Origin of the sequence: Siansivirga zeaxanthinifaciens CC-SAMT-1 (genome assembly GCF_000941055.1) — a bacterium.
Lineage (GTDB): Bacteria > Bacteroidota > Bacteroidia > Flavobacteriales > Flavobacteriaceae > Siansivirga > Siansivirga zeaxanthinifaciens.
In genome coordinates this window covers 759,428-778,700 of the sequence record NZ_CP007202.1, presented here as the reverse complement: position 1 = coordinate 778,700, position 19,273 = coordinate 759,428, and the positions used below count along the sequence as shown (strand labels likewise).

At 29.1% G+C, this 19,273-nt stretch carries 15 protein-coding genes; 13 read left to right on the top strand and 2 right to left on the bottom strand.

What is annotated here, in order from left to right:
* Positions 1 to 84 precede the first annotated feature (84 nt).
* The 12 genes from AW14_RS03570 (at position 85) to AW14_RS03515 (ending at position 16,345) form a co-directional block, all read left to right on the top strand.
* Positions 85 to 1,542, top strand: a complete 1,458-nt coding sequence (locus AW14_RS03570) for a lipopolysaccharide biosynthesis protein (RefSeq protein ID WP_044637571.1) — start codon at positions 85 to 87, stop codon at positions 1,540 to 1,542.
* Positions 1,543 to 1,708: 166 nt separating this feature from the next.
* On the top strand, positions 1,709 to 2,803 hold the full coding sequence (locus AW14_RS03565; protein ID WP_044637570.1) for a polysaccharide pyruvyl transferase family protein: 1,095 nt from the start codon (positions 1,709 to 1,711) through the stop codon (positions 2,801 to 2,803).
* The gene (locus tag AW14_RS03560) at positions 2,793 to 3,785 is read left to right on the top strand and encodes a glycosyltransferase family 2 protein (RefSeq protein ID WP_044637569.1); all 993 of its coding nucleotides are present in this window, start codon (positions 2,793 to 2,795) and stop codon (positions 3,783 to 3,785) included. Before AW14_RS03565 ends, AW14_RS03560 begins: the two co-directional genes overlap by 11 nt.
* An 84-nt stretch (positions 3,786 to 3,869) precedes the next feature.
* Positions 3,870 to 6,101 (top strand): hypothetical protein, encoded by a 2,232-nt coding sequence (locus AW14_RS03555; protein ID WP_044637568.1) that lies wholly within the window; start codon positions 3,870 to 3,872, stop codon positions 6,099 to 6,101.
* Between the two features lie 243 nt (positions 6,102 to 6,344).
* A complete protein-coding gene (locus AW14_RS03550) occupies positions 6,345 to 7,760 on the top strand; it encodes an O-antigen polymerase (protein WP_052647420.1) in 1,416 nt (471 codons plus the stop codon).
* Positions 7,757 to 10,033 (top strand): glycosyltransferase, encoded by a 2,277-nt coding sequence (locus AW14_RS03545; RefSeq protein ID WP_044637567.1) that lies wholly within the window; start codon positions 7,757 to 7,759, stop codon positions 10,031 to 10,033. The genes AW14_RS03550 and AW14_RS03545 overlap by 4 nt, the downstream gene beginning before the upstream one ends.
* Complete coding sequence (locus AW14_RS03540; protein ID WP_044637566.1) at positions 10,026 to 10,592, top strand: putative colanic acid biosynthesis acetyltransferase; 567 nt, start codon at positions 10,026 to 10,028, stop codon at positions 10,590 to 10,592. The genes AW14_RS03545 and AW14_RS03540 overlap by 8 nt, the downstream gene beginning before the upstream one ends.
* Entirely contained in the window at positions 10,585 to 11,793 is a 1,209-nt protein-coding gene (locus AW14_RS03535; RefSeq protein ID WP_044637565.1) for a WcaI family glycosyltransferase, read from the top strand. The genes AW14_RS03540 and AW14_RS03535 overlap by 8 nt, the downstream gene beginning before the upstream one ends.
* A gap of 6 nt (positions 11,794 to 11,799) precedes the next feature.
* Positions 11,800 to 13,203: a UDP-glucose 6-dehydrogenase gene (locus AW14_RS03530; RefSeq protein ID WP_044637564.1), complete on the top strand. Its 1,404-nt coding sequence runs from the start codon at positions 11,800 to 11,802 to the stop codon at positions 13,201 to 13,203.
* Between the two features lie 12 nt (positions 13,204 to 13,215).
* Positions 13,216 to 14,202: a UDP-glucuronic acid decarboxylase family protein gene (locus tag AW14_RS03525; RefSeq protein ID WP_044637563.1), complete on the top strand. Its 987-nt coding sequence runs from the start codon at positions 13,216 to 13,218 to the stop codon at positions 14,200 to 14,202.
* A 1-nt stretch (position 14,203) separates the two neighbouring features.
* Positions 14,204 to 15,559, top strand: a complete 1,356-nt coding sequence (locus tag AW14_RS03520; RefSeq protein ID WP_044637562.1) for an undecaprenyl-phosphate glucose phosphotransferase — start codon at positions 14,204 to 14,206, stop codon at positions 15,557 to 15,559.
* Positions 15,560 to 15,565: 6 nt separating this feature from the next.
* Positions 15,566 to 16,345, top strand: coding sequence for a glycosyltransferase family 2 protein (locus AW14_RS03515; RefSeq protein WP_084708753.1), 780 nt, complete (start codon positions 15,566 to 15,568; stop codon positions 16,343 to 16,345).
* Here AW14_RS03515 and AW14_RS03510 read toward each other — a convergent pair.
* The gene (locus tag AW14_RS03510) at positions 16,329 to 17,627 is read right to left on the bottom strand and encodes a phenylacetate--CoA ligase family protein (RefSeq protein ID WP_044637560.1); all 1,299 of its coding nucleotides are present in this window, start codon (positions 17,625 to 17,627) and stop codon (positions 16,329 to 16,331) included. The two genes, AW14_RS03515 and AW14_RS03510, sit on opposite strands and share 17 nt — an antisense overlap.
* Before the next feature lie 144 nt (positions 17,628 to 17,771).
* Between AW14_RS03510 and purD the strand changes: the two genes are divergently transcribed.
* Positions 17,772 to 19,043 (top strand): phosphoribosylamine--glycine ligase, encoded by a 1,272-nt coding sequence (purD, locus tag AW14_RS03505; protein WP_044637559.1) that lies wholly within the window; start codon positions 17,772 to 17,774, stop codon positions 19,041 to 19,043.
* On the opposite strand, the gene AW14_RS03500 is transcribed toward purD, so the two are convergent.
* A complete protein-coding gene (locus tag AW14_RS03500) occupies positions 19,038 to 19,265 on the bottom strand; it encodes a DUF6341 family protein (protein ID WP_044637558.1) in 228 nt (75 codons plus the stop codon). The genes purD and AW14_RS03500 overlap by 6 nt on opposite strands.
* Between the last annotated feature and the right edge of the window lie 8 nt (positions 19,266 to 19,273).

Sequence of the window (19,273 nt, the reverse complement as noted above, 5' to 3'; positions counted from 1 at the left end):
TTTTCCCTTTTTAAATTATTTTTTCTTTTAAGGATGAGGCTAATTGTTAAGGAAAGAAAAGATAAGCTTAGTAATGTGTAAATAATGAAAAAAAATATTGATTTTATTGAATTAAAAACTAAAGTACTTTCAACTAATAAATTTACTATTGATACTTTCTTGTATACCTTTGGAGATTTTCTGAACAAGGGAATTATCTTTTTAACGATTCCAATTTTTTCAAGAATACTTAGCGTTGAAGATTATGGTGTATTATCAATTTATCAACTTTTTTATAGTTTCTTGATTGTACCATTGACTCTTAACTTTCCTGGAGCAGTTACTCAAAGGTTATTTGAGAAAGGAGAAAATGAAGATATTTTTATCAAAGTTAACCTTAAATTCATAACTGTATTTTCATTTGGTTTTAGTCTGGTATTAATTTTTAGCGAAACAATTTTTAATTATTCTTCTTTTTTTGGGTTAGATTCAAAATATTACTATATCTGTATTGCAGATGTTTTTTTTATGGGCTTTATAGGTTTTTATCAATCAACTTTACTAGGTAAAAGATTTAGTGGTAAATATGTTCTAAACTCATTAATGACTTCTGGAGGTAGCGTATTTATTTCAATTATATTAATGTTAACTATATTTAAAGGGAATGAATTGTTAGGACAATTTTTAAGTCGGTTGATTATATCTGTTATTTTTTGTTTTATTGTTCTATTTAGGTTTAAAGATTTATTTAAAGTTTCAATTACAAAAAATAAAGAATTGATACTGTATTCTTTTTATTTTGGTGTCCCATTAATACCTCATTTAATTTCTAATCTTGTTTTAAGGCAGTTTGATAGAATCTTAATCGGGACTTATATTAGTATTTCAGCTACAGGAATATATTCTTTAGCTTCTAATTTAAGTTTTGTTTTACCAGTTTTAATAGGTGCAGTAAATAAATCATGGGTTCCAGTATTTCAGGACTATTTGAGAACGAAATCCTATATGTTAATAGAGAAAAGAGTTAAGTTATTATCATTTGTTTTTTTAATAGTATGCATTTTGTTAATACTTCATGCTGATTTAATTTTTAGAATAGTAGCTCCGGTAGAGTATTTTGAAGGATATAAAATTTTTCAATTATTAATTATGGGGTCATATTTTTTGTTTGCATATAACTGTTATGTTAATTATGCTTATTATACAAGAAAAACTTATTCTATAGCTTTAATTACCATTGTTGTTGGATTAGTTAGTTTAGGTTTAAATTTATTATTAATACCTAATTATCTTATGATTGGTGCTGCTTATTCATTTATTATTGGTTCTTTTATATTGTTCTTAATAAATTATTTAAATGTTAGATTCTTTTTGAAAATAAAGTGTATTTCTTTATGGATTTTTATAAAAGATGCGATTATTTTATTTATTATTTTGATTAATTGCATAATTTTTGGCGATTTTTTCTTTGGTAATAATTTAGGTATGTTGATTAGAGTTGTATTTACCATTATTGGAGTAATATTATTGTATCGAAATAGATTACTTTTAATTAATAATTGACAATAATTGTTTTTTATTTAATAAAAATTTATTAAGGGTTTGTTTTTGTGAACATTATGAAAATAATATCATTGTTTTCTAATGAGATATCATTATTAGACTTCTTTACACTTTAACTTAATAGGAAAAATATAGGAATATAAATGTTATAATTAAATTTAGAATAGTGAAAAAGCAAAAATCTTATACAATTACATGCCATAGACCGTTAAATTATGGAGCGGTACTTCAAACTTACGCATTAAATACAACTCTTATTGAGATAGGCTTAGACGCAAAAGTAATTGACTACAACCCTTCATATTATACAAAATCTAACAAATCTTTTTTTATAAGAATTATTCGAGAAGTATTTAGACTACCTGATTGGATTTATGGAAAATTGAAGTTTGGGAAATTCATTTCAAAATACATACCAATATCAGAAAAACAATACAAGAATCTGGATGATTTAAATAGAAATGTACCAAAAGCAGATTACTATTTTGCCGGAAGTGATCAAATATGGAACTGTGAAGAGCTTATGAATGGTAAGGATGATGCATTTTTTTTAACTTTTGCACCAAAAGAGTCAAAAAAAATTTCCTACGCGGCAAGTTTAGCTATGTCTAAGATTCCTGATGATCAGGTTGAAAGATATAAACGATTAATTTGTGATTTTGACGCAGTATCAATAAGAGAAAAAGACGGAGTAAAACTTGTAAAAGATCTTGGTATTGAAAATGTTATTAATGTTTTAGATCCAGTATTCTTACTTGATACTCATGGATGGGATTATTTAGTGTCTCTAAGTGATTTTATCCCAAAAGAAAAGTACTTATTGGTTTATGGTTTTAAAAGACAAAAGAATTTATACAAATACGCAAGAAAATTATCCCAGAAACTAGATGTTAAAGTTTATGCAATTAACACTAATATAGAGGATTATTTCTTAGATACAGACAGATATTTTTGGAATGCAAGTCCAGAAACTTTTGTTAAACTAATCAAAAATTCAGAAGCAGTTGTAACTAATTCTTTTCATGGCCTTTCATTTTCTATTATTTTTAATAAACCATTTCATTTATTCTCTAGAAAGGGTAAAGCTAATTCTAGGATGTTAAATTTGTTGAGTGATTTAAAATTATCAAATAGAGTTATTAGTTCTGAGAAATTAGTTTCTAATGAAGTAGATTTTAGTCAAGCCAATGAGTTTATATCATTAAGAAGAAAATATTCAATTGAGTTTATAAAAAATAACATTAACTATTATGGAAACTAATTGCCTGATTTCTATTGTAGTTCCTGTCTATAATGTAGAAAAATATTTAAGGGAATGTTTAGATTCAATCTTAAATCAAAGTTATAAAAAACTTGAAATTCTAATTGTTAATGACGGAAGTACTGATAAATCAGGACAAATTTGTGATGAATTTGTTTTAAAAGATTCTAGGGTTAAAGTATTCCATAATGAAAATTGTGGAGTTTCATTTGCTCGTAATTTTGGTTTGAATAAAGTTACAGGACATTATGTTGTTTTTGTTGATAGTGACGATATTATATTGCCTAATTTTGTAGATTACATGCTTTACCTCATTAAGAACACAGGAGCAGAGTTTTGTATGTCAAAATATGTTTCAAGTTCAAAAGATGTTAATGTATCTGATGTTAAGTCATATAAAGTTTTGACCTCAGAAGAAGCAACTTGTATTTTATTATACCCAGAAATACCAATAGGATGTTGGAATAAAATATTTAAGGTAAGTTTATTAAGAGATAATAATATTTTTTTTCCAACAGATTTTTTTATGGGAGAAGGTTTAAATTTTATAACTATGGTATCTCAAATGACTGATAAAGTAGGATTAGGTTACGGGAAAGTCTATTACTACAGGACAGATAATCTTGATTCTGCTACAACAAATTTTAATATTAATAAAATCGGTAATGCATTTGAGGCTATACATAATATCAGAAAGAAGTTAATTTTAAGAACACCAAAAGTTAAAAAGGCTCTAGATTTTCATCTATGGTGGACTAATTTCTATGCCTTACAAAGTATATTTAAAGCCAAACAAATAAAAAAATACAAAAAAGAAGTGAATTTGTATTCATCTCATCTTAGTTCAGGTGCATTTACCATGTTAACCGCAAAAGTTTCTTTGTTAATGAAACTTAAAATAATACTTTTGTGTATATCTCCTTTAGGTGTTTTAAAAATACAAAATCATTTAAGAAATTTTAAAAAATTAATTAGAAAGTAATTAAGATTTATTTGATGAACCTTTTATAATTTTCTATTTTGAGTTTCTTTAATTTACAACATCTTAAAATAATCCAAAAAAATAATGAATAATTTTATCTTAGCGGCTTTTTCAGGATTAGTATTAAGCTCATTTTCAATAACAAATTACAAGAAGTATAATAAACAAACACACTCAACCATTAAATCAATAAAGAAAGTAAGTGATGATGTATTCCCTTTAAAGACTTTTTATCCAAATATAAAGCATCAGTTAACCTCTTATGGTGTTAAAACAGGGAGTTCAGGAAATCTTACAACGATGGAAGCATTTGGAGTTGGGTCAAAAAAATACGGGATAAAGCACACTGCAAAAATAGTTGAAAGTTCTTATTCTTATGTTTATGCCAGAATAGGAGATAGTTTATTGTATAATGATGTCTCAAGTCAAAAAATAAGGTTTGTCATTGAAGCAGAGGCAGCATGTGAGTTTATGTTTAGAATGACAAATGGTTCGACTTGGGGAAGTGAAAATGGTACTATTGGAAAATATGTAAATCAACTAATTTCATTCACTGAAGAGAATAACTATACTCAAGAAATTGAGATCGATATGGCGTCTTCTGAGATTGCTAATTTTTATTCAAACCCAGTTAGATCATCTGATTCTTATCAAAAGGTGTATTTTATAATTACGGCAAACGAAGGTTCAAAAACCCCAATTGGAACACACATTTTGAGGTACTATGCTTTTAATACTTCACAAAAAATCTCTGATGAAAATTTGAGTTTTCCACAAATTTATGAGTATGCTATTACCAAACAAATAGAAAAGGCAAAGGAGTATGCAAATAATCAAATACATGACAAGTTGCCCGAGCAGTCTTATACTAGTTTGAACTTTGATAACTTTTTGTTGCGTGGTGGTAATTTAGTTACAATAGAAAAATTGTCTAGAACAAAGTTTAGATTAAAAAAGGAGCTTGGAGTCCCTAACTCCTATATAGCAGGACTTTATATAGTGTTTAATTATGAAGACTTGTTGGAGCTAAATAAGGATTTGACGATTATACTCAAAAAAACAAATAATAGCCACTCTTTAAATTCTTTTCATATAATGGATAATTTGGGTGATTGGGGAGTAGGTAATAAAGCTATCAACTTGTCTTCAAGCATTTCGGAAGGAACCAACAAAATTAACTTATATGATTTGATAATGACAAGTAGTAATAAAAAAATCATCAATTACTATTCAGGAGCCAATACATTAACATTATCTTTAGCTATATACAATTCTGGGTTTAGCAATAACAACTTAAAGGATGTATATTTAGATTATGAACTTCAATTTTATTATGAGAATGAAAATGTACTAAATATTGCGAACGAATTAAATCAATCTATAAAAGATGAACTTATAGTAGAATCTGCAATCTATGTTACTAATAAATTAGGGTTAGCTTCTAATTATATTACCTGCTGGGGAGACTCCTTAACCGCTTCAGGAGGTTGGACTGCAGAACTACAGTCATTATCAGGAATGACAGTTTATAACGGAGCTACAGGTGGTGAGAATGTTTATACTATTCCTGCCAGACAAGGAGGAGATGTGATGATAGTTAATAATATAACTATCCCAGCAACAAGGACTCCTGTTTTAATTGCAGACAGAGATATTGACGGAGGTATAAAAACACAAAACGGATATATAGCTACACCATTATTGCAAGGAGGTGACCATGTAAACCCATGTTATATTGGTGATATCAAAGGTACTTTAGAATGGACAGGTTCAGGACATGCCGATATCACTGGAGACTGGGTGTTTACTAGGGCTGAGTCAGGAAATGAGGTTGTAATTAATAGACCAACCGCAATAAGAACGGATTTTGACATAAATAAAAATAACCCACATTTACAAGTGATTTTTATGGGACAAAATGGAGGTTATAAAAGTTTAAAGGAATTGGTAAAACAACATCGCTTAATGATTGAACATAGTAGAGCTAAGCACACCATTGTTTTAGGTTCATCATCAGGGTCAACAGCTTCAAGAGCTGAATATGAAAACACTATGAAGAGTGAGTTTGGGAGGTACTTTATTTCATTGAGAGAGTATTTATCAACTCCTATATATGATAAAGATGGCACTACAATAATATCATGTTACGGTCTAGATGATGCTGGATTAACTCCAACTCAATCAGATTTAGATCTTATTGCTATAGGTCAGGTTCCTTCACAGCTATTAACTGATGGAATACATTACACCCTTACTGCTAAAAAAATAATTGGAAATATGCTATATAAGAAGTGTAAAGACTTAAATATTTTTTAATAAATTATCTCAATATTATAAAAAGTTACTAGCTAAAGTTATCTGTAGCTAATTTATATGTATACTTTTTATTTTTTAATTATAAATTTTTATCAGAGAATAATTAATAGAAAAAATAGAGGTTAAGAGTAATATACTATAAGTAAACTATTTCAGTAAGACTGAAATAAGTATTTTTATTTTTTATATTGCCTAATTTAAAATTATATAAAAGGAAAATGTTAAACATAAAGCAATAATTAAGTGAAAATTAAATTAAATACATTTTTAATATTTATATATATTTTAATTGGTGCATTAGCTTTTTTAAGTTTTAGAGCCTCCTTACTTGTTTGGTTTTCTTTTTTTATTAATTTCTTTGTGATATCTTTTATTTTTTATTATCATTTGAAAATTGAAAAAAAGTTTTCTCCTTTTTTAACTTGTTTTATTGTTTTCTTTTATTTGTTTTTGATAATTGCTCCAATTGTACAAATTTCATCTTTCAAATTACATTCCACGCAATTTATGACTAGGTATCCTTATGCTGAGTCTGAAGTTATATATGCAAATTTTATAATCTTAATTTTCATTTTGTCTTTTGTAATCTTTTATTTTTTATTTACCAAAAACATAATCCCAAAATATTCAAAACCTTTATTTTTAGCTACTAAACCATTTTTTATTCTTAATATTTTTATAGTAACAATTTTAGTGATCGTGATATATTATAATAGCGTTATTCTTGATATTGCTAGTTCAACATATGAGAAATCGTCTAAGAGTATTAGCGTTGCTGCTAACCTTGTTAAATCAAAAGTAATTTTTATGATTCCATTTGGAGGTATAATACATGCATATGGCTATTTAAAAGAAAATCATAAAAATAAAGTAAATAAGTACATTGTATTATTAATTTTAATGTTATTGGTTATCGCTTTTGTTTTTTTAAAAAACCCATTAAATGAAAAAAGAAATTTGTTAGGCCCCGTTTACATTACTCTTATATTTTTATTTTATCCTAAATTATTGAACAGAAACTCAACTTTTTTTCTCTTTATGTTCATTTCATTAGTAGTTCTATTTCCTGCTCTGTCAACATTAACTCATATTGATGCAAATTTAAGTCAAATTATTTCTAATCCAGAAGAATTAATTAAATCTTACAATCGTTTTGGCGGTATTACTTCTGCTTATCAAACATTACACTATGATGCTTATGCGAACATTTTAGCCACCATAGATTATACGGAGAAAAATGGACTTTCTTTTGGATCTCAGCTATTGTCAGCATTATTGTTTTTTGTTCCACGGAATTTGTGGAGCACAAAGCCAATATCTACAGGGGAATTAATAGGAGACCATTTAATAAATGACTATGGATTTGTTTTTAATAATTTATCAAACTCTATAGTTTCAGAAGCATATATTGATTTTGGTCTTTTTGGAGTTGTTTTATTTGCTTTTATATTGGCTTATTCTTTTAAATTTTTCTTAAGCTGGTTAAAGTCTAATGATTTTGCAAAACAAATAACAGCTTTTTATTTTGCTGTTCATTTGATTTTTTTGCTTCGGGGAGATTTAACTAATGGGTTTGCATACTTTGTAGGAGTTTTTTTAGGAATTTATTTTATTCCAAAATTTTTAGAGCGAATCATTTTTTTTAGTTTAAAAAAATGAAAATGAATCAAAAATATTTAACCACAGCTTTAATTTTAAACGCTATTATTTTATTGTTCCCTAGTAATTTCAAATTTATACCAATCGTAATTTTCGGAATTATTTCTTTAAGAAACTTTAAGAAAATGGATTTTAAATATCTTGTTTTAATGTCTGTTCCATATCTGATAATTTTATTAGGAGTTATTCATTCTAATAATTTAGATAGAGCTTTTTCACAAATCCAAACAGGTTTATCTTTATTTTTTTATCCTTTATTTTTTTCAATGTTACCAGAAAAATCATTGAATGAAATAAATAAAAGAAAAGTTGACAGTGCATTTATAATTTCCATAGTTATATTTTCGTCTACTGTCTTTTTGTATTTTTTTTTAATAAAGGGTGAGTCTTTGATATTTTTAATTCAACATTATATAACGTTAATTGATAAAATAATATGGGAAAAGTATCAAATCCATTCTTTATATCTAGCATTATTGCTAATAATAAGTATTATTTTAAGTTTTCAGGGTGCATTAAAAACTAAGTCAAAATATTTTATTTTTTATATAATTAACATTTTTTATTCTTTGTCACTATTGGCAGTAATGAACAAAAGGGCATCTATAATTTTAATAATAGTAACAAGCCTACTATTTTTGGTTACATTAAAAGGGAATTTAAAAAAAAATGGTATTATTACGATGTTTGGTGGGATAATATTATTGTTTGGTTTGGTAATTTATCTTCCAAGATTTGATAGAAATAGTTTTTCAGAGCTTAAAAAAATTGAACAAAGCATTAATGACCCTAAGACTTCAATAGGAACTAGAATTGTTCTTATTAAGGCTACGTTTGAAATTTTTAAAAACAATCCTTTGTTTGGTGTAGGAACGGGAGATGATATGCAAATATTATCAGAGACTACTACTAAACTATCTAATGGAATTGTTGTGAATTTTAATTCCCATAATCAATACAATAGCTATTTAATTAGAACAGGTTTGTTCGGTCTTTCTATATTTTTGTTTTATTGTTTTTTTCTATTGAAATTGGCTTTTAGATCTAAGGATATAGTTTTTATTTGTTTACTTATAATTTTTTTTGGGAATATGCTAATTGAGAATATATTAGAAAGAGAAGCCGGGGTCTTGGTGTTTTCTTTTTTTATTAGTTATTATAGTAGATTATATTTCAAAAATAAAAGAAATAAATTGTTATTAATAGGTCCATTGCCTGAGCCTACAACGGGTGTTTCTCTTGCTAATAAAGTTGTCCTTGAAAAGTTAAAAGAAATTAATAGTCATAGGATTGAAACCATAAATACATCCTACAACAAGTTTGAGGAAAATCTTGGGGCGTTTTCCTTAAAAAAAGCTTTATTCTTTTTTAAACTTAACTTTCAGGCCTATAAAATACTTAAAGTTGATATGGTATATATTACTCCAGGTCAAACTTTTTTTGGAGTTATTAAGTACGCAATATTCATTTTATTAAGTAAACTTCTAGGAAAAGAAATAATAATTCATGTTCATGGTAATTACTTAGGAAAGGAGTTTTCACAGTTAAAAGGCATACGAAAAACAATTTTCAAATGGTTGTTAGATAAAACATCAAAAGGAATAGTATTATCTGAATCTCTAAAAGGCAATATGTCTCCATTTATAAAAGATGAAAAGATTTTTGTTTTATATAACTTTGTAGAAGATTATCTATTTGTAAACAATATTCTTGATAAAGTTAAAAAGGCAAATAAAAAAATAAAGATTATTTTTTTAAGTAATTTGATGGAAGAAAAGGGGATATTCGATTTATTAGAGGCCTTAAAAATATTAGAGCAACATAAATTTAACTATGAAGCAAAAATAGCTGGTAATATAGATGCTAAACACAAGGAACTTACAGAAAGATACTTTAGAGAATTAAAAAATGTTACTTATTGTGGTGTCGTTTCTGGTAATTCTAAAAAGGAATTATTATTATGGGGAAATATTTTTGTGCTCCCTACCTATTATGAAATGGAGGGTCAACCAATTTCAATTTTAGAAGCTATGGCAACTGGTAATTTAATATTAACTACACGTCATGCAGGAATTCCAGATATTTTTAGCGAAGGAATAAATGGTTTTTTTGTTGAGAAAAGAAACGCATCAAGTATCGCTTCAAAAATCACTCAGTTAAATGAAGATCATAAACTTATTAACTCTGTCGGTGAACATAATTATAATTTTGCAAAAAATAATTATAGAGTTAAAAACTTTATGAATAATTTTATAAAAATTATAAATGAATAACCCAATTAATAAAATCCAAGATTTAAGTAAATATTTTACACCAAGGGACTTTCGGGGAAAAACTAAAATAGTTGTTCAATTGTGGTGGATAGTTTATGCCTTACTATTTAAACCATCTCCGCAAGTCATGTATGGTTGGCGTCGTTTTCTATTACGTTTATTTGGTGCTAGAATTGGAAAAAAAGTAATAATAAGACCCTCTGCAGAAATTACTTATCCGTGGAAAGTGTGTATTGGAAATTATAGTTGGATAGGTGATAATGTAGTTTTATATTCACTTGGAGATATTAAAATAGGTTCTAATACAGTTATATCTCAAAGAAGTTATATTTGCACAGGATCTCACCATTATACAAAACGAAATTTTCCAATTTATGCTAAGAAAATTGTAATAGAGGATGGCTGTTGGTTAGCTACCGATGTATTTGTTGCTCCGGGAGTATTAATTGAGACAGGAACTGTAGTTGGAGCTAGAAGTTCGGTTTTTAAAGATTTAAAGGCTTTTTCAATATATGCTGGATCACCAGCTAAATTTTTAAAGAAAAGAGAAATTGAATAAAAGGATTAGTATTATAGGAATAAACTATTACCCGGAAGATAGCGCTATTGGTTTGTATACGACTCAAAAAGCAGAATACTTAGTAAATAAAGGTTTTGATGTTACTGTTATAACTGGTTTCCCTTATTATCCTCAATGGAAAATTAGTGAAGAATATAAATCAAAACCTTATTTATTAAAAGAAGTAATTAACGGAGTTAAAGTTTTAAGGAGTAAGCAATATGTTCCAAGTAATCCAACTTTTTCTAAAAGAATCATTCACCTTATTAGTTTTACATTTGGTAATTTTATTAATCTTTTTAAACTATCTAAGCCACATGTTGTTATTGCCATAGTGCCTTTTACAACCTCTGCTTTATTAGGTTGGTTTTTAAAGATTAGATATAATTCTAAATTATGGATTCATATTCAAGATTTTGAGTTTGATGCAGCCATTGATTCTGGTTTATTAAAAGGAAATTCCATAAGAATATTTAAAATCTTAATGGGTTTAGAAAAAAAAATACTTTCAAAAGCAGACGTAGTTTCAACTATAAGTCACGGCATGATGAATAAATTGAAACAAAAGACAAAATCTAATACTTATTATCTTACTAACTGGATCGATGTTTCTTTATTTGACAAACCTTTTGAAAGTCTCCATCCTTACCTAAACTCCAATAAGTTCAAAATTTTATATTCTGGAAATATAGGAGCTAAACAAGATTGGAATTTTTTTATTGATTTTATTAAAAAGTTAGATCATCTTGATGATATTGAAGTTATAATTGTTGGAGAAGGAGCTGAAAAGGCTACTATAGTTTCTGCATTAAATCAGTATAGCTTTATAAGACATTACAATCTTGTTCCTTTTAAAGATTTACCAATATTATTAAGAAGTGCAGACGTTCATGTTTTGTTTCAAAAGAAAGATGTTATTGATACCGTCATGCCTTCGAAGTTATTAGGAATGATGGCAAGTGGCAAACCATCAATTGTGACAGGAAATATGAAAAGTGAGGTAGCAACCGTACTTGCTGAATCTCAAGGGGGATTTTACTTTGATGGTTCATCAGTAACCGATATTATTAATTGTATTGTAAATCTTAGAGAAAATAAACAATTAACTATAGATATTGGAACAAATGCTAAAAAGTATGTAAAAGAAAAATTTTCTCAACAGGAAGTTTTAGATAAGTTTGTAAAACAATTAGTTATTTAAAATATAATGAAAATTAAAACTATTTGTTGCATTGGAGCAGGCTACGTTGGAGGTCCTACCATGGCAGTTATTGCACAGAAATGCCCACATATAAAAGTGATTGTTGTCGATATTAACGAATCGAGAATTGCAGCATGGAATGATAACGATTTAAATAAACTTCCCGTTTTTGAGCCAGGATTAGACAAAATTGTAGAAGAAGCTAGAGGACGGAATCTGTTTTTCTCTACCAATGTAGATCAGGCTATTGATGAGGCCGATATGATATTTATATCTGTAAATACGCCAACCAAAACCTATGGTAAAGGTAAAGGGATGGCCGCCGATTTAAAATACATCGAACTTTGTGCACGTCAAATAGCCAGAGTAGCTAAACAAGATAAAATTGTTGTAGAAAAATCTACTTTACCTGTTAGAACAGCTTCAGCAATTAAAAATATTTTAGATCATACAGGTAATGGAGTTCAATTTCAAATATTGTCAAACCCTGAGTTTTTAGCCGAAGGCACCGCTGTTGAAGATTTATTAATGCCAGATCGGGTTCTAATTGGAGGCGATACTTCAGAAGCTGGAAAAGTAGCCATTCAATCATTAGTTGATGTTTATGCTAATTGGATACCAAAAGAACGCATTTTAACAACCAACGTTTGGTCCTCTGAACTTTCTAAATTAACGGCAAACGCCTTCTTAGCTCAACGTGTATCATCAATAAATGCCATGTCGGTTATTTGTGAAAAAACAGGTGCCGATATCGATGAGGTTTCAAAAGCCATTGGAATGGATAGCCGGATAGGTTCTAAATTCTTAAAAGCATCTGTTGGCTTTGGCGGATCTTGTTTTCAAAAAGATATTTTAAACTTAGTTTATATTGCTAAATCGTATGGTTTAAATGAAGTTGCCGATTATTGGGAGCAAGTTATTATTATGAATGATTATCAAAAAAACCGATTTTCAGATAACATAATAACCAAATTATACAATACGGTTTCTGGTAAAAAAATAACCTTTTTAGGTTGGGCTTTCAAAAAAGATACCAACGATACCAGAGAATCTCCAGCTATAAAAGTGGCAGATAATTTATTAAGTGAGCAAGCACATATTGAGGTTTACGATCCCAAAGTTACAGAAGAGCGCATTTACGCCGATTTAGAATATTTAAACACAAGAACCAACGAAGAGAACAGATCGTTGTTAAAAGTTCAAAATAATCCCTATAACGCCACTCAAAATTCACATGCCATTGCTGTATTAACAGAATGGGATGAGTTTAAAACTTTCGATTGGCAAAAAATTTACGATAATATGCTAAAACCAGCTTTTGTTTTCGATGGAAGAGGTATATTAAACACCGCCGAATTAGAAAAAATTGGTTTTATTTGCTATAAATTAGGAAGCGGAACTAGAATTTAGAAAATTTTATTAATGAAGAAGGTTTTAATAACAGGAGCAGCTGGATTTTTAGGTTCGCATTTATGCGACCGTTTTATAAATGAAGGGTTCTTTGTTATTGGTATGGATAATTTTATTACAGGAGATGAAAAAAACCTGTATCATTTACACAATCACCCCAATTTTCAGTTTATAGAACACGATGTTACAGAGTTTGTTTCTATTGATGGTGAACTAGATTATATCTTACATTTTGCATCACCTGCCAGCCCTATAGATTATTTAAAAATACCCATTCAAACTCTAAAAGTGGGTTCGCTAGGCACACACAATTTGTTAGGTTTAGCAAAAGCTAAAAAAGCCAGAATTCTTATAGCATCAACATCTGAAGTTTATGGAGATCCCTTAGTGCATCCACAAACTGAAAATTATTATGGCAATGTGAATACCATTGGACCCAGAGGTGTTTATGATGAAGCAAAACGTTTTCAGGAGTCCATTACAATGGCATATCACAGATTTCACGGATTAGAAACCAGAATTGTGCGTATATTTAATACCTACGGGCCTAGAATGCGATTAAACGACGGTCGTGTAATTCCTGCCTTTATGGGTCAGGCTTTAAGGGGCGAAGATTTAACTATATTTGGTGATGGGTCACAAACCAGATCGTTTTGTTATGTCGATGATCAGGTAGAGGGTATCTATCGTTTGTTATTAAGTGATTATTCGTATCCTGTAAATATTGGTAACCCTCACGAGATTTCAATTAAGGAATTTGCAGAAGAAATTATTAAACTTACAAATACCCATCAAAAAGTAGTTTATAAAGCTTTACCTGTCGACGATCCTTTACAAAGACAACCTGACATAAGTTTAGCAAAAAAAATATTAAATTGGGAACCAAAAGTAGGCAGAGAGGAAGGAATGAAAATTACTTTTAATTATTTCAAAACATTTTCTCAAGAAGACTTATTTAAAAGCGAACATAAAGACTTTACAAATCACATAAAGAATTAAATTGAGTACATTTAAACAAGGTCGTTATTCAGGGTTTTTAAAACCTATTTCATATTTAATAGATTTAGCTATTATAACAGGCTGTTTGTTTTTATTTGATATTAATTTAAATAATATATATGTTTTTCTTTCATACGCCTCAATATCATGGATTATAATAGCTTTTAAAAATCAATTTTACGAGGTACAAAGACACACTAAAATTATCCAGATTGTAACCTTGTTGTTTAGGCAAATTATATTCTTTTGCATTATTTTATATGCCTATATCGGTTTTTTTAAACAACCTTCTATTAGTAGATTAGCTTTAGGAAACTATATTTTTGTTGTTTTCCTTGTTGTTTCATTTTTCAAATTATTGTTCTTTTTTCTTTTAAATAAATATAGAGAAGCCTTGGGAGGTAATTTAAGAAATGTTATTGTAATAGGTGATACAGAAAAAACCAGACAACTTATTAAAATTTTTAAAACTAGGTTGCATTTTGGATATAAATTCAAGAAACAATTTAAGCCAACCAAAGAAGATTTTTCACTACAAAAATGTTTTAACTTTATTGTAGAGAATGATATTAATGAAATTTATTTTTCGGTCGCAGATCTGACAAATAAGCAAATTAATAAACTCATTGATTTTGCAGATAATAACTTAAGAGAATTAAAGTTTATACCCGATAATAAAGATATTTATTCTAAAAAATTGAAATATGAGTATTACGAATATATTCCAATTTTATCTCTAAGAACAATTCCAATTCAAGGATCTGTTAACAAGGTTATTAAACGTCTTTTTGATATTTTATTTGCTTCATTTGTTATTATATTTATTCTGTCTTGGTTAACACCTATTTTAGCCATTATCATAAAACTTGAATCTAAAGGTCCTGTGTTTTTTAAACAGTCCCGAAACGGCTTTAATTACCAGGAATTCGATTGTTTTAAATTTAGATCGATGACACCTAATAAAGATGCGCATTTACATCAAGCAACAAAAGGCGATTTGCGAATCACTAAAGTTGGAGCCTTTATTCGGAAAACAAGTATAGACGAACTCCCGCAATTTTTTAATGTTTTATTCGGCGATATGTCTGTCGTTGGCCCCAGACCACACATGGTTTCTCACACTAATTTATACTCCCAGCGTGTCGATAAATTTATGGTGCGTCATTTTGTAAAACCGGGTATTACAGGCTTGGCACAAATAAGTGGGTTTAGAGGTGAAATTGAAGGCGACAAAGACATTATTAATCGTGTTAAGTTCGATATTTTTTATATTGAAAACTGGTCTTTGTTGTTAGATATAAAAATCATCATTCAAACATTTCTTAACGCTGTAAAAGGCGAAGAGAAAGCTTATTAAACTTACTTGAAACCTTTAGTTTCTATAATAACGCCCATGTTTAATTCGGAAGCTTTTATTTCTGAAACTATTGAAAGCGTTTTAAATCAAACCTACACCCATTGGGAATTAATTTTAATTGATGATGCTTCTAACGATGCCACGGTTCAAATGGCACAAACATACAGCGCATCAAACACTAAAATTAAGCTTTTAATTAATGATTCAAATCTGGGGGCTGCTGCATCAAGAAATAGAGGCATCGAAGCTTCTCAAGGCGAATTTATTGCCTTTTTAGATGCAGACGATTTATGGAAACCTCATAAACTACATACCCAAATTCATTTTATGCTTCAAAGCAACAGCCTCGTTTCTTTTTCGAGCTATGAATTAATTGATGAAAAAGGTTATCCGAAATTCAAATTAATTAAAGCTTTGCCCATTTTAAATTATCACCGACTTTTAAAGTGTAATTACATTGGCAATTTAACGGGCGTTTATAACGCTTCAGTTTTAGGCAAAATAACGACGTATAATTTAAGAAAACGCCAAGACTGGCTATTATGGTTAAATGCTGTAAAAGCATCAGGAAAACCAGCAAAAGGCATACAAGAATCTTTGGCTTATTATAGAGTTAGAGCAAACTCAATGTCATCGAAAAAATTCTATTTGTTAAAGTATAATTACAGAGTTTATAAGCAGGGATTGGGCTTTTCAACCCTAAAATCTCTTTGGTTTATGGTTTTATTTTTAACCGAATACTTTTTAGTAAAACCAAAATATACCGTTTCTATAAATACGATTTAAATTGTTTCAGTTTACCGCTATTAGATCTGTTTAAAACCAATTCTCTTTGAAATTCTATATTTAAATTGGGTTCTAAATAAGTTTCAATTGCTTTGTTTATTTGGGTAATTTTTTCATGAGAAAGTATAGAATCACTCACATAACGTATTTTAAAAGTATCTATTTTAAGTTGTTCTATAACAAATTCTTTAACAGAGGCACTATCTTCAATTATTGTTTTGGTAACATAGTAAAAGGTTAATCCTGCGGCTTTTTTTCCGCTAGGCAAATAAATAATATCACTGGTGCGCCCAACAAGCGATTTTAAAATGGGTTTTTGTAAAGTACTTGTAGTTTCTAATGCCCCCAAATCGTAACGAATAAAAGGGTGTGCTTTGTTGTAAAGTGAAGTAATAACAATGCGCCCAATCTCTCCATTTGGCAACGGATTATTATTGGCATCTAAAATTTCAACAAACAAATCTTCGTTGTTTACAATCCATTCGTTTTTTTTGTTCTGGAAAGCAATAAGACCTAATTCTGCTGCCCCGTATTCATTTATTACAGGAATCCCGAATTGGGTTTCTAAAAGTATTTTATCGTCTGGAAAAAGCATTTCAGAGGTAACTATGCATGCTTTTAGCGTGGGACAAATTGTTTTTAAAACGAGATTTTTTTCTTTTAAAAACTTAGCAAATTGTACTATAACACTGGTATAACCATTAATGTAATCAAATGGTTTTTTGCTAAATATGCCTAGGTTTTTTTCAAACTCAGCATCACTTAAATTGAAAACCGAAAACCGAAATCTGTTACTAAATAAATCTTTAATACGTTCTTTGTAATATGCTATTTTGTTTAGAGGAATGCCATAAAAACGGGCTTGTTTCGAGCTATTTAAATCAATGTTAAACCATTGGTATCTATCTATAAAAACAGACCAGATTAAGGCGTGACAAAATTTATCTTTTGCAAAAATAAAAGGATCTCCAGAAGATCCTGAGGTCTTGTTAATGAAAACATTTTTAAGCGTGAAACCATCAGACAGTCTATTGGCTAAAGGTTGCTGTAAATCGCGTTTTGTTAAAACGGGTAAGCTATTCCAATCGTTGATATCAGCGTGTTTAGCAAGCGATTTATAAAACGAATTATGTTTTAAATGATATGCAACAATAGCTTCTTTTCGAGCATGTATTTGCGATTCTATAGAACCTTGGTTTTCTTTTTGAATACGGCTTAAAACACGTTTGGCTTCATTCATCGGGAAGCCATTTAGTTTTAGTGATATGTTGAATAAATTCAAAAGAAATAAATATTAAAACAGAATCAAAAACAAAGCTAAAGATAAAACCGGTTTCATTCTTCAAATAAAAAGAAAAAAACAGGAACTAATTCGTGGCAAATTGTAAAATCCCCTTATTTTTGTAGCTTAATAAAAAATAATACAATGAATATTTTAATTCTTGGTTCTGGAGGAAGAGAACATACGTTTGCTTGGAAAATTTCACAAAGTCCGTTATGTAAAAATTTATTTGTAGCACCTGGTAATTCGGGTACAGCCGCTATTGCTAAAAACGTAAATATTGGCGTTACAGATTTTCCTGCTATTAAAAACCTTGTTTTAGAAGAACAAATTGAAATGGTTGTTGTAGGCCCCGAAGATCCATTGGTACAGGGTGTTCATGATTATTTTTTAAACGACGATGCTATTAAGCACGTAAAAGTAATTGGTCCACAAAAAGTTTCGGCAGAATTAGAGGGCAGTAAAGAGTTTGCAAAAGAGTTTTTATACCGACATAACATTCCTACTGCAGCTTACGAGAGTTTCACAAAGGAAACTGTTGAAAAGGGTTATCAATTTTTAGAAACCCTCAAAGCCCCTTATGTTTTAAAAGCCGATGGTTTAGCAGCTGGTAAGGGTGTTGTTATTTTAAATGATTTAGAAGAAGCCAAATCCGAACTAAAAAGTATGCTTGTTGATGCGAAATTCGGACAAGCAAGTACCAAGGTTGTTATTGAAGAATTTTTAGATGGAATCGAGCTTAGTTGTTTCGTTTTAACCGATGGTAAAAATTATAAAATACTACCAACAGCTAAAGATTATAAGCGTATTGGTGAAGGAGATACCGGTTTAAATACGGGTGGTATGGGAGCAGTTTCTCCAGTACCATTTGCTACCGACGAATTTTTAAGTAAAATTGAAGAACGTATTGTTAAACCAACAATTAACGGATTTAAAAAAGATAATTTACCATACGTTGGTTTTGTTTTTATTGGTTTAATAAAAGTAGGAGACGACCCTAAAGTAATAGAATACAACGTGCGTATGGGCGATCCTGAAACCGAAGTAGTATTACCTAGACTTAAAAATGATTTTGTTGAAATTTTATTAGCCATGGCTAATGGAACTTTAAAAGACATTAACATTGAAATTGATGAGCGTGCAGCAACCACTATTATGTTAGTGTCTGGCGGTTATCCTGAAGCTTACGAAAAAGGAAAAGAAATTACAGGAATCGATACTATTGAAGGCTCTATAGCATTTCATGCAGGTGCCGATTTAAAAGACGGTAAAGTGGTAACAACAGGCGGACGTGTTATGGCTATAACTTCTTACGGTGCTAATTACCAAGAGGCCATAAAAAAATCTTACCAAAATATAGATAAACTACATTTTGATAAGATGAATTATCGTAAAGATATTGGATTCGATTTATAGGAATGAATGCGAAGAAATGCTTTTGTCTTCTTCGTTGTTGTCATCAAATTTTTTAAGCTGAAGCATCCAGTAAACCATTGCAACAAAGGCAATAATTACAAAAATCCAAGAAATAGCACTTGCTGCAAACCAGTTTTCAAGTTCTAATTCTTTTAAAGCATCAAACGGCATAAAAAGAACGTTTACAAATAAATCCTGTATCGCGTAAAAAAAGTCTTTCATAGTTAGTA